Source organism: Chryseobacterium sp. MYb7, assembly GCF_002979455.1.
Classification (GTDB): domain Bacteria; phylum Bacteroidota; class Bacteroidia; order Flavobacteriales; family Weeksellaceae; genus Chryseobacterium.
Genome location: NZ_PCOU01000009.1, coordinates 118411 through 130660, shown reverse-complemented (window position 1 = coordinate 130660; position 12250 = coordinate 118411). Strand labels below are relative to the sequence as shown.

Genomic DNA, 12250 nt, shown 5'->3' with positions numbered 1-12250 from the left:
ATCATACCTGAAAAATTGTATAAAACCGACATTTCTGTTTTACAGCTCAATGAAATTAACAGCCATTTTATTTTCTGTATTCAGATATTGTTTGGGAGTAAGCCCGATATTATTTTTAAATTCTCTAATCAGATGAGACTGGTCAGAATATCCGGCTTCATAGGAAAGTGTCGTCATATTTTTATCATCAATCTCATGATTCATAAGACTTAAAAAGTAATGAAGACGGATAATATTTCCATATTTTTTGGGAGATATTCCCATATGATATTCAAACTTTCGCTCTAAATGACGCTCCGAATACCCTGTAAAATGCTGCAAATCTTTGGAGGATACTGAACCTTTGCTTTGAAGCAGATATTGTTGTGTAGCTGTTATTAAATGATGATCTGCACTCTTTCTTTCTGATAAAAAATGGGTGAAAAAGAGATTTAAGTCATTGATAATATGTAAAGGATTCTCTTTATTAAACAATTTCTCCTGGAATACTTCCATTTTATTCTTCATCACATCTTCTACAGAAACAATCTGATTCCGAACGTCTTTAGCGGAAGTTTTTAAAAGAATATTCAAAAAATAAGGTTGAAATACAACCGCAATCAGGGAAAACCTGCATTTTGAAGAGAAATCTTTGTAACCGTTTAAAGTACCATAAAAAAAGGAAAGCGGCATACGATCCTCAGAAATGCCGGAATACAGTTTCATGTCTCCGGATAGTATCAATCCGGAGCTTCCATCAGTAAAGAGTCTTAAATTCCTCATATTCTCTCCGGAATTTTCCAAAAAGATATAATGCCTTATAAAAGGAGCCAGATGTTTAGGAGGCGAAATCTGCATCCATCAAATTTACGTAAAACTTATTGGTAGAAAAAGGTAAGATCTAAAATCAAATATTTAAATTTTATCGAAGATAAAATCTTTACGCCCTAAAAAAGCATCAACCTTATTAGACCTTTAGCTTCTTTGCGTTTTTCAAAAAGAATATTTTAAATAAATCACCCCAAGGTACCACACTTTATTACCTTTTGGTCAGGTATTTGAATGTTTTAATGTATACCAATCACTTAAAATATAATAATATGTCAACACAAAATCTTACCCATCTGGAAGCGATCAAAAAGATCAAAGAACTGTCAGAAAAAGCCCGAATATGTATGTTCTGTACAGAATTGGAAACAACTCCTATTAATTCAAGGCCAATGACATTACAGGAAACGGACGATAGCGGAAACCTCTGGTTTATTAGCAGTGGAACCAGCAACAAGAATTTCGAAATAAAAGAAGACCGTAGAGTACAGCTGTTTTTCATGAACAACAGTGATTCTCAATATCTTTCAATTTATGGAACAGCTTCTGTTTATAAAGATAAAGCAACCATAGAAGAAAAATGGTCTCCTTTGGCTAAAGCATGGTTTGATGGAAAAGATGATCCCAATGTTACTATTATCCGTGTAGAACCAAAAGAAACTTATTATTGGGATACTAAAGCGGGAAAACTGGTCAGTCTTTTTAGTTTTGTAGCTTCCGCAATCACAGGAAATAAAACCGATAATTCTGACGGTGTAGAAGGAAATGCAATAATTTAGAGACACTGAATAGGCAAAAAATCATCTCGTAGATTTTGTAAAATAAGCAGATCTACCCCTAATAATCTACGAGATATAAATTTGCAGCATTTAATTTTATCGGAGATAAAATCTTTGCGTCCTACAACACCACGCGTATATTACCTCTGCGCCTTCCCGTTTTAAATAATAAAAACGGCTCAAGAATTTGAGCCGTTTATACAAGATTAATGTGATAATCTAACCTTTCACATCCTCCATAGACGCTCCAAAATTAATATGAAGAACATTCCCGTTAGGAGTTACTAACGCAGGTACAGATTTTACACCTGCCTTTTCAGCGTCTTCAATTTTGTTTCTGTCATTACCCAAATGGATAATTTCAACGTTTTCTAAACCTATAAGGTTAACGATATCATGTTCTGTGCTAATGCATACAGGGCATCCTGCATGATAAAAAATGGACTTTTTCATACGATTGTACTAATTAATAAGGGTTTTAATAATATTTTTTAATTCTTCAGTTTCTTTTTCGTGTAAAGGTTTTAAAGGACTTCTTAAATTCCCGCCATCTTCACCCAGAATATTCAGACCGGATTTCACTGCTCTTGGTAATCCTTTGTTCACAATAAATTTTAAAAGATCAAACTGTTGATAGAAAATCTTTTTCGCTTTTTCAAGATCACCTTCTTCAACGGCATTGTAAAGACTGATATTCAGTTCAGGAATAAGGTTGGGTGCTGCTGTACACCATCCTCTTGCTCCCGCAGAAAATGCAGCAAGTGCCAAAGGATTTGAACCGTTATAGAAAGCCACTTCCTCTCCCAATTCTCTTCTCAGATAATGCATTCTCTGAATATCTCCCGTACTTTCTTTGATCATCGTTACATTAGGAATTTCAAGCAGCCTCTTCAGCAAAGCCGGAGACATATCTACTCCACTTGTTGCCGGATTATTGTATGCCATAATCGGAATGGAAATTTTATTGGCTACAGCATCATAATGTGTTACAATTTCATCATCAGTAAGCTTCCAGTAGCTCATCGGAATGATCATAACGGCATCAGCTCCTGCTTTTTCAGCAAACTGGGCATGATGAATGGTTTTCTCTGTTGTAAGATTCGAAACCCCTACAAGCGTTGGAATTCTGCCTTTTACCTGTTGTAAAGTGGCTTCTGTAACAGCTTCTTTTTCTTCATCAGACAGATAAGGCATTACACCAGTACTCCCTAATGGAGCAATACCATGGCTTCCGGAAATGATCAGTCTTTCTACCAAATGTTTGAAAAGAGGAATATCTACTTTTTCATTTTCATCAAAAGGGGTTATGGGATAGGCAATAATCCCTCTGAATGGTACATTTTTCATATGTTGTTTGTTTAAAAGATTATTTTTAAACCATTAAGAGCTTTTAAGTTGTTAAGAATAGTAAGGGTACCTTCGCTTTAAAAAAATCATATCCGATATCAATCCAATTAAAAACTATTCGCCTTAATGGTTTAAACTTTTGATACTAAAGGTCTCTTCCTTCTTCTTCTCTCAAAGCAACTCCTAAATTCTGCAATTGAGGGGCATTTTCGCAGGCAATATATTTGGCGGGTTCCGTATCGCTTAGATTCTGATGTTTGTGCCAGGCCCAGGAAGGAATATATACAGCATCTCCTGCTTCCCAGTATACTCTTTCATCTTCTACTTCTGTCCAGCCTTTTCCTTCAATGACAAATAATACAGTCTCATACGTATGGCGGTGTCTGTTGGTTTGCTGTCCCGGAGTTAATCCTCCAATCGTCATGCTCACATTCTTACTCGGAAGATCTACAAAGAAAACCGGATGCTTTCTTTCTGTTGAAAATTGATTGTGCTCTCCTGCATTTTCTACATTTTTGTGAATCAAATGGCTTGGTTTTACATACTTCGGTCTTGCGAAAGTTTCGTGGAAGTCTTTAGAACTGAATTGTTTCTTATCCATGATTTTAAAATTATTATGGTTTTGTGCTTTATTGCATGACAAAATTATCCTATATTTGGACTGTTTAAATGATTCAGTTTTTATATAAATAGATAGTCCAGATGTTGCGCCCTTGGAAATTGGAATTAGAAATTGATAAAAAGCTTGATAAAGCAGTTTATCTACAGATTGCGGATACTATTATCACAGATATTCGCTCAGGAAGGTTAAAAGCCGGAGATGCACTTCCCGGAAGCCGAAACCTTGCCCAAACGTTAAAAATCAACAGAAATACCGTTGTCGAAGCATATCAGGTACTGATGAATGAAGAATGGGTAATTTCCAGAGAACGAAAAGGTATTTTTGTGTCTGAAAGGCTTCCTGTTTTGCATGAAAAAAATGCAGATGCACTCCATGATTCCCACCACCAGCAGGTAATGCCTAACGGAATATTAATCAATTTCGATGATGGCCACCCCGACAGTAAAATTGCACCTGTAACAGAGCTGGCAAGAGCTTACAGGCAAATATTCAGCATCAAAGCAAAATGGCAGATGATGGGTTATGGAGATGAACATGGCGATATAGAATTCAGAAAAATGATCTCTCAAATGCTTAATCATCAGCGTGGAATGCATATTCATGAAAATGAAATTTCTATTACCCGAGGCAGCCAGATGGGGATGTTTCTGACTGCTCAGAGTCTTTTAAGTTCCGGAGACTGTATTATTGTGGAAGATCCCGGATATCAACCTGCCTGGCAAGCCTTTCAATATGCAGGAGCACAGCTTTTGCCCGTGCCTTTAGATCAGGAAGGAATCAGTATTGAAGCTGTTGAAAAACTTTTAAAAGAACATCAGAATATAAAAGCAATATACATTACTCCTCACAGGCAATACCCTACTACAGTTACGTTGAGCTTATCAAGAAGATTAAGACTGATTGAGTTGTCAAACCAGTACGATATGACCATTATTGAGGATGATTATGATAACGAGTTTCATTTTGGTTATCGTCCTATCTTACCAGTTTCAAGCTTTCCTGAACTTCACAATTATGTATATATTGGAACATTGAGTAAGGTGGTAGCACCCGCTTTAAGGATTGGTTATCTGGCCACTAAAAACCAGGAGCTGTTGAAAAGAATTGGTGATCTGAGAAAGATTATTGATGTACATGGAGATGTGATTATGGAACAGGCAGTTCTTCAGCTAATTAAAGAAGGGGCTGTAAAAAAGCATATCCGAAAAGCAACCGTTCATTATAAAAACAAAAGAGATTTCGTGTTTGAATTGTTGAAAAAATACATGAAAGACATCGCAGATTTTACACTGCCTGAAGGTGGTCTTGCTTTTTGGATTGTTCCAAAAGTACAATTGGATTGGGACTTGGTAATGGCTTTGTTATTAGAAAAAAATATTAAAATTATTCATCCGAAACAATACAGCCAAAATCAGGTAAATGGATTCAGATTGAGCTATGGAGCCCTATCTGAGGAACAGCTGGAACAAAGTATTCCATTGATTGCTGATATTTTTTCTAAATTTTTCTAATCTTTTTTGAATTATAAATGTCTCAGATTTACATAGGTATTGAGTTAAAACCTTAAGTATATTTGAGACATTCATATCTTAATTAAAAAAAAAATTGAAGTTTACTCTACTTCAAAAACCGCCTGAATTTCTACTGAAGAGCCCACCGGAATAGAAGATGCTCCCAAAGTAGCTCTGGCATGTTTTCCTTTTTCTCCGAAGACTTCAACAGCAAGATCAGAAGCCACGTTCATCAGATCTGCATGTTTTGTATAATCATCTTTGGTATTGAAGATTCCCGTAAGCTGAACACATTGTTTTACTTTGCTTAAATCTCCTCCTACAGCCTCATTCAACACAGAAATAACGTTCAGCATGGTTACTTTTGTGGCGTCTTTTACCTGCTGTTCATTCACATCAACACCCAATTTTCCCGGATTGAAAATTTTACCATCTTTCAAAGCCACCTGATTGATAAAAACCAGATTTCCGGAACGGACAAACGGCTGATAATTTCCCGCAGGCTTTGGAACCTGTGGAAGCGTAATATTTTTCTGTTTTAATATTTCATTGAAATTCTGATGATTTTCAGCAACAACTGCCGTTTTTTTCGGTCGCGTGTCTTTTAATGCTAAGGCTACATTGGCGAAATTTCTTCCCTGCAGCTCAGCAATATTTCGTTCACCTTTCGTAGGTCTTTCCACATCTTTTAAAGAAGCCATACTGGTAACTCCTAAAACAGTATTTCCTTGTGGAATAGCTTTGTTCAGTTCTTCTGTTCCACGAATCCCATTAGAAACCAGCACCATTCCGTGAACCGCAAGACTATTCCAGAAGGCCTGAAGAGCGAGCTCCTTTCCTGCACCGCTTCCTGCAGACATAAAAACGGTAGCTGGGACTCCTTCCAAAGCGTGATTGGTCCATAACTGAACCGTTTTGGATAAAAATTCGCTCATTCCAGTACTGATATTTCCGAAATAAATGGGTGAACCAAAAGCAATTCCGTCATAATTTGTAAGTTCATCTACTGTTGCTACAGGAAGGCTTTTCAGGATTGGATTTTGTGATGCTTTGACTAATTTTATATAGGGAACTGCATTATTTTCACTTTCAATTCCTTTGGCTATTTCTTTAGCCAGTTCGTAAGTTCCTCTATTGTCTGAATGGATAAGAACTAATATTTTAGCTTTATTTTGTGCCATGATGTTGGTGGTATTAGATAATAAAATTAAAACAAAAAAAAGACATAGTTTTTTCATTCTGAATAAAATATAGATTATAATTTATAGTAATAATGTAATGATTACATTAATAATACAAAATTACTAATGGCGTTTTTATTAAATTTGCCAAAATATACATACAAAACGACAGCATGAAATGTGGATTGATTGAAAAAACGGAAAGCCAGTTTGTAGATTCTATCGAAAAAGAAGCTTACGTGTGGTGTGAAAAGAACTGGAAACATGATGACTACGAGCACAGACACAACCGGGCTCAGCTTACTTTTGTGGAAGAAGGCTATCAGTATTTTCACATCGACAGGAAAATTTATCTTGTTCCACAGCATCATGTGATTTGGATTCCCTCAGGAAAAGCCCACAAGATCACTTCTGAAGCACAAACAGTGAATCTGATGGTATTTCTTTTTAAATCTGTTTTTGAAGACGAATTTTATCAGAATGTTCAGATATTTGCCGTTCCGCCCGTATTAAAGGAAATGCTTTTATATGCTTCAAAATGGAACCAGTCTCTGGACGAAAATGAAGAACAGGATATCTTCTTTAAAGCTATTTTAAAAAGTCTTCCCAATTTCTGTAAAGAAAGCAGCGGTCTTGAAATTCCGGTACCTACGGATACCAGGCTCATTCCTGTGTGCAATGATATCAATTCAAATTTTAAATATAATCTGGATATTGATTCTTTAGCCGAAAAAGCACAAATGTCTGTGAGAAGCCTTCAGAGAATTTTCAAAAATGAAACAGGAATTACCCTACAAAAGTATCTGCAGCTGACGAGAATTCTAAAAAGTATTGAACTGATCGATACTAAACAATATACTCTGAGCGAAGTAGCCTATAAAGTAGGATATCAAAGTCTTTCAGCATTCACATCATCTTATTTTGCAATCATGCAGACCAAGCCGAAAGTGAATAAAAATTAAGTTTTCAGCTTATTTTAGAATTAGAACCCTGTTAAGTTCGCTTTTAAAGCATCCCAGAATAAATTCTGTATAATATAACTGGGCATTTAAAGCCTGGGTTTTAGGATGAAGTTCCAGCTTTTTGGTAAGAATAATTTCGCCTTTGTAAGCAAACGAAAAATAAGCAAAAACCTTATATCCTGAATTGATAACCGGGGTACAATAACCGGTTGTAGAAATAGACCAATCCGACTCAAAAAGCTTTGCCACATTGAGTGCCATCGCCTGAGAAACAGCTTCTGAAGCGCCATCATGTTCATCAGGTCCAGGTCTGCTTACTTTAAGGAGCTTTACTTTTTCCGGCAATGTATACGTTGTTATTCCGCCTTTGTAGAATAAAGGGGCGTCTGACATCTGAGAAAAAGCGAGCTGTAAACATCCGGAAGTAACACTTTCAGCAATGGAAACAGATTCATCAGCTGCCACCAGAAACTGGCTTATATAATTTAGAAGACTTTGTTGGAATTTCATATGGGTATATTTTGAGAGGTTTCTAAAGAATAAGAGATCAAAAAAGCTGCTGAACAGACCAATGCAGCAGCTTTCATGATTAATATTCTGAGTGGTGTGAAAGGTATTATTTTGTCATTAATCCTCTAGCTCAACATCTGAATTAGCACTATCGGTAAGCTTTAAATCTTCATTCTCCGTATTATAAATATTCTTAATAGCGCTTACAAAAAATGAGTGAAGCTGAGTATTTTTTATTTCATTTTCCTTGATTACTCCATTATCTTCTGTGGAGATTATATTGTTGGGTTCTGTGGTTTTATCGGCCATAACATAAATGTATAATATTGTTTATTACAGGCCGCAACTGGCATTTAACAGCAATTTCAAAAATGAATATTTTTATACTCATTTTATGTTAAGATCTTAAGAATGGTATTGAAAATTGTTACTTCAAATGTACATAAGAATAACTCACTTTTTTATGATCTGAGTCATGAAAATCAAAATTAATATAAGATTTTGCGGTCTTTTAAACTGAGCATACCTTCCTTTTCCATTTTCTTCAAAGTTCTGATCACCGTTTCTACCCGCAAACCTACAAGATTGGCAATCTGCTGTCTTGTAAATGCAATATGAAAACACTGATGGCATTCTTCATCATGATAACTCTTTAGATAATCTAATAAAGCTCTCAATCTTTGCACAGGGTTTTGAGAAGCCATACTCTGCATCATTTTCAGTTTATAAAAAACTTCCTGAGAAAGGCAGGCATTCATTTCCAGAGAAAGATCTGGATTCTGGCTGAGCATTTCAAAGAAATTGTTTTTGGGGAGTCTTATAATTCGGGTCTCCTCAAGACACACTGCATTGATCGGGTAATCCTGATTGAGAAAAAGCATGGCTTCTCCAAAACTCTGTTTTTTACCCAAGATATTATGAATAAACTCCTTCCCGTCCTCATTATAATTATTAAGCTTTACTTTCCCTTCACCGATCTGAAAATAATAAAGCGCATGATCTTCTTCTTTAAAAACAATTTCACGTTTCTTATAATTTCTTTCTTCTGCCCCAAATGCATACAGAAGATTTTCAGCAATATTCATACAGCTTATAGTTTTCATAGCTTTACTCGATTTTAAGTAAAGAAAAACGCAAATAATATACCTAAAATGATTTTTTAGTATAAAATTTTACGGTTTTCAATCCTTAATATCTTGTCCCTTTCCATATGTTTGATGGTTCTTATAGCAGTTTCTACACAAAGACCTGTAAGACTTGCCATCTGCTGTCTCGTTAATGGGATCAAAAAGGAATAAGGACTTAAATCCTTTTGAAAGCTTTTAAGATAATCCATCAAACCTCTGAGTCGTATAGAAGGATTCTGTGAGGATAAACTCTGCATCATAATGAATTTATAATAAAGCCGCTGCGAAAGAAAACTGCTTACTTCCAGCCATAATTCCGGAGACTCCTGCAGCAGATTGAAAAAAATGGATTTATGAAGCCTTAAAACAGTACATTCTGTAATAGCTTCTGCGTTCATAGGATAAGGTTTTTCTATAAAAAGAATAGATTCTCCACAGCTTTCCCCCTTGAATAAAATGTTTTGAATAAACTCTTTCCCCTCCTCATTATAATTATTGAGTTTAACCTCTCCTTTAATAATCTGGTAGTAATAAGTAGGAATATCCCCTTCACAGAATATTGTTTCTGTAGGGGTATAGTGTCTCGTTTCTGCTCCCGCTGAAATCAAAATGTTCTCGTCGATAACCATAATAGCTCTTTTTGGAATTGTTTTCTTCTTCCTATCCTCTGAATCTTAGTAAAAATGGTATTGGTAATCGATTTTAGTATGCATGCAAAAATTGAACCTTAATAAATAACAAAAACGTTAAACAATGTTAAAATAATTATTAATTTCAATATCTTTTAACTATATCAATTGAAATTAATCAACAAATTAACTTTATAGTCAATTTATTACAATTAAAAAAAACTAAATCTATCGCAAGATTTTGATTATTAAAGATAAAAGCCCCATTTCTTAATGAAACGGAGCTTTTTATGCAGCTCAAAAGGTTTTTGAGTTGCTGTTATAACTGTATCTTGATTATTTTGCAAACTTTTTAGTTCCTGCAACACACAGGATCACTCCTACTGTCACACCCAACATTCCTATACTAACCTGCTCATGAAGAAGCAGCGCAGCTAATGCCAAGCCAAAGAAAGGCTGAAGCAGCTGAAGCTGTCCTACAGTAGCAATACCACCCTGCGCCAATCCTTTATACCAAAAGATAAAGCCAATAAACATACTGAATAGGGAAATATAAGCCAGTCCAAACCACCCTTGAAAACTGACATTTTGAATGTCACTAGGAAAATAAATAAAAAATAAAGGAATCATAATAGGCAATGCCAGTACCAGAGCCCATGAAATCACCTGCCAGCCTCCTAATGTTTTAGATAATTTGGCACCTTCAGCATAGCCCATACCGCATAAAATAACAGCAAGCAGCATCAGAACATCACCTATGGGAGATGCAGATATTCCTTGCGAAACAGCATATCCAATCACTAAAATACTTCCTACAATCGAAAACAGCCAAAATACAGGATGAGGTCTTTCACCACCTCGTAATACCCCGAATACAGCAGTTGCCAAAGGAAGCATTCCAAGAAATACAATAGAATGAGCCGAAGTAAGATATTGAAGAGCTAATGCGGATAGTAGTGGGAAACCTATCACACAGCCAAGGGAAACCAAAATCAATGGTATCAAATCTTTTTTGACAGGACGTTTTTCTTTACCCAGCCATAATACGATAAGAGCCAAGATCCCGGCAACTGCCGCACGAACTATCGTTACAAAAGTGGGACTCATTTCCATTACTGCTAATTTTGTTGCCGGTAATCCACCGCTAAATAGTACTACTCCTATAAAACCATTGATCCATCCGTTTATATTTTCATCTTTTGATAGTTGTTTTGTCATCATTTTATTCAAGCTTTTAATTAATTGTTCAAAATTAGAAAGGATAATTATATAAACACAGTATCAGTTTTGTATATTTGCATGAGCACAGTTTAAAAATATGAATAAAGAATTTTTATATACAGAAATTGCAGACGGAATCGCAGGACAGATTAGAAATGGCATTTTAAAGGCTGGAGACAAGCTTCCTTCAGTCAGGATGCTATGTAATGAACATCAGGTGAGCATGAATACAGCCAAACGTGTTTTCCTGGAACTGGAATCACAGTCTTTGGTAGAATCAAAACCGCAATCCGGCTATTTTGTAAGTCAGTTGCTGTCTGCAAAGCTTCCTTTGCCGGAGATAAGCCGTCCGTCATTGATCGCTAATAATGATGAACCTGATGAACTGATCAGTAAAGTATATGAAAATATGGGTAAAAAGGATCTTACTTTTTTCTCTATCGGGATTCCGTCTGGAGATCTCCTGCCTCAGGCTAAACTCAAGAAAGAAATTGTAAATGCCATCCGGGAATTAAAAGAAGGTGGTACAGAATATGAAGAACTTCAGGGAAATCTGAAGCTCAGAAGAATGATTGCCATACGGTCTCTGCAATGGGGAGGAAACCTGAGTGAAAACGATCTGATTACCACCAATGGCGGGATGAATGCTCTGTCTTTCTGCCTAATGGCTTTAGGAAAACCCGGAGATACCATTGCCATTGAAAGTCCTTGCTATCCCGGGATTCTGCAACTCGCCAACGGATTAGGCTTAAAAGTACTGGAACTTCCCACCCATCCTACCACAGGAATTGAAATTGAAGCTTTAAAAAGAGTAATCCCAAAAATAGATATCTGCCTACTCATTCCCAACTTCAATTCACCCTTGGGAAGCTGTATGCCTGATGAAAATAAAAAGGAAATTGTAAAAATACTTTCTGAAAATAATATTCCGCTGATAGAGGATGATGTCTATGGAGACCTTTATTTTGGTTCCAGCCGTCCAAAATGCTGCAAATCTTATGACAAAGACGGAAGTGTTCTCTATTGCAGTTCTATTTCAAAGACACTGGCTCCTGGCTATCGTGTAGGCTGGATTGCACCGGGAAAATATAAAGACAAAATTCTTAAACTTAAACTTCTGCATTCCACTTCTTCTATTTCGATTGTGAATGAAGCTGTAGCTAATTTTTTGAAGTCGGGAAAATATGAAAAACACCTTCAGCAGCTTCGCAGAACATTGCAGTTCAATTATCAGAACTATGTTCAGACGATTGCTGAATCTTTTCCGGAAGGAACCAAAACCAGCCGTCCGCAGGGAGGACTTTCTTTATGGGTAGAATTTGATAAAAAAATAAGAACCACAGAATTATATGATCTCGCCATCAAACAAAATATTAGTATTGCTCCCGGAAGAATGTTTACCTTTCAGGATCAGTTTGAAAACTGCATGAGGCTTTGCATAGGCCTTCCATGGACAGAAAATACAAAAGAAAAGCTCAGACAGATTGGGCAGCTTGCCAAAAAAATTTATTTAAAGTAAGAAAGAGGGAGGCTGGAAGATGGAAGTCATTATAG

14 protein-coding genes are annotated in these 12250 nt (G+C 36.1%); 4 read left to right on the top strand and 10 right to left on the bottom strand.

Going from position 1 to position 12250, the window contains the following annotated elements; translation table 11 throughout:
• Window positions 1-39: 39 nt before the first annotated feature.
• Window positions 40-837: a helix-turn-helix domain-containing protein gene (locus CQ046_RS09670; protein ID WP_105702060.1), complete on the bottom strand. Its 798-nt coding sequence runs from the start codon at window positions 835-837 to the stop codon at window positions 40-42.
• A 242-nt stretch (window positions 838-1079) separates the two neighbouring features.
• Here CQ046_RS09670 and CQ046_RS09665 point away from each other — a divergent pair, with 242 nt between their 5' ends.
• Window positions 1080-1586: a pyridoxamine 5'-phosphate oxidase family protein gene (locus CQ046_RS09665; RefSeq protein WP_105702084.1), complete on the top strand. Its 507-nt coding sequence runs from the start codon at window positions 1080-1082 to the stop codon at window positions 1584-1586.
• 219 nt (window positions 1587-1805) lie between these two features.
• Here CQ046_RS09665 and CQ046_RS09660 read toward each other — a convergent pair whose 3' ends face one another.
• The 3 genes from CQ046_RS09660 to CQ046_RS09650 form a co-directional block, all read right to left on the bottom strand.
• Window positions 1806-2039, bottom strand: coding sequence for a thioredoxin family protein (locus tag CQ046_RS09660; RefSeq protein WP_105702059.1), 234 nt, complete (start codon window positions 2037-2039; stop codon window positions 1806-1808).
• 9 nt (window positions 2040-2048) lie between these two features.
• Window positions 2049-2933 (bottom strand): dihydrodipicolinate synthase family protein, encoded by an 885-nt coding sequence (locus tag CQ046_RS09655; protein WP_105702058.1) that lies wholly within the window; start codon window positions 2931-2933, stop codon window positions 2049-2051.
• Window positions 2934-3078: 145 nt separating this feature from the next.
• Complete coding sequence (locus tag CQ046_RS09650; RefSeq protein WP_062669648.1) at window positions 3079-3534, bottom strand: cupin domain-containing protein; 456 nt, start codon at window positions 3532-3534, stop codon at window positions 3079-3081.
• Window positions 3535-3635: 101 nt separating this feature from the next.
• Here CQ046_RS09650 and CQ046_RS09645 point away from each other — a divergent pair, with 101 nt between their 5' ends.
• The gene (locus CQ046_RS09645; RefSeq protein WP_105702057.1) at window positions 3636-5066 is read left to right on the top strand and encodes a PLP-dependent aminotransferase family protein; all 1431 of its coding nucleotides are present in this window, start codon (window positions 3636-3638) and stop codon (window positions 5064-5066) included.
• A 101-nt stretch (window positions 5067-5167) separates the two neighbouring features.
• Here the strand turns inward: CQ046_RS09645 and CQ046_RS09640 are convergent, their stop codons facing one another.
• The gene (locus CQ046_RS09640; protein ID WP_105702056.1) at window positions 5168-6304 is read right to left on the bottom strand and encodes an Atu1372/SO_1960 family protein; all 1137 of its coding nucleotides are present in this window, start codon (window positions 6302-6304) and stop codon (window positions 5168-5170) included.
• Between the two features lie 116 nt (window positions 6305-6420).
• On the opposite strand from CQ046_RS09640, the gene CQ046_RS09635 reads away from it, so the two are divergent.
• Complete coding sequence (locus CQ046_RS09635; RefSeq protein ID WP_228406921.1) at window positions 6421-7209, top strand: AraC family transcriptional regulator; 789 nt, start codon at window positions 6421-6423, stop codon at window positions 7207-7209.
• Window positions 7210-7218: 9 nt separating this feature from the next.
• Here the strand turns inward: CQ046_RS09635 and CQ046_RS09630 are convergent, their stop codons facing one another.
• The 5 genes from CQ046_RS09630 to CQ046_RS09610 form a co-directional block, all read right to left on the bottom strand.
• Window positions 7219-7719 carry a CinA family protein gene (locus tag CQ046_RS09630; protein ID WP_105702054.1) on the bottom strand — a complete coding sequence of 167 codons (501 nt, stop codon included), beginning with the start codon at window positions 7717-7719 and terminating at the stop codon, window positions 7219-7221.
• Between the two features lie 117 nt (window positions 7720-7836).
• Window positions 7837-8028 (bottom strand): hypothetical protein, encoded by a 192-nt coding sequence (locus tag CQ046_RS09625; RefSeq protein WP_105702053.1) that lies wholly within the window; start codon window positions 8026-8028, stop codon window positions 7837-7839.
• Between the two features lie 179 nt (window positions 8029-8207).
• Window positions 8208-8822 (bottom strand): Crp/Fnr family transcriptional regulator, encoded by a 615-nt coding sequence (locus CQ046_RS09620; RefSeq protein WP_228406920.1) that lies wholly within the window; start codon window positions 8820-8822, stop codon window positions 8208-8210.
• A gap of 56 nt (window positions 8823-8878) precedes the next feature.
• Complete coding sequence (locus tag CQ046_RS09615; RefSeq protein WP_105702052.1) at window positions 8879-9475, bottom strand: Crp/Fnr family transcriptional regulator; 597 nt, start codon at window positions 9473-9475, stop codon at window positions 8879-8881.
• Between the two features lie 336 nt (window positions 9476-9811).
• Window positions 9812-10696, bottom strand: a complete 885-nt coding sequence (locus tag CQ046_RS09610; protein WP_105702051.1) for a DMT family transporter — start codon at window positions 10694-10696, stop codon at window positions 9812-9814.
• A gap of 97 nt (window positions 10697-10793) precedes the next feature.
• On the opposite strand from CQ046_RS09610, the gene CQ046_RS09605 reads away from it, so the two are divergent.
• Window positions 10794-12215 (top strand): PLP-dependent aminotransferase family protein, encoded by a 1422-nt coding sequence (locus CQ046_RS09605; protein WP_105702050.1) that lies wholly within the window; start codon window positions 10794-10796, stop codon window positions 12213-12215.
• Window positions 12216-12250 lie beyond the last annotated feature (35 nt).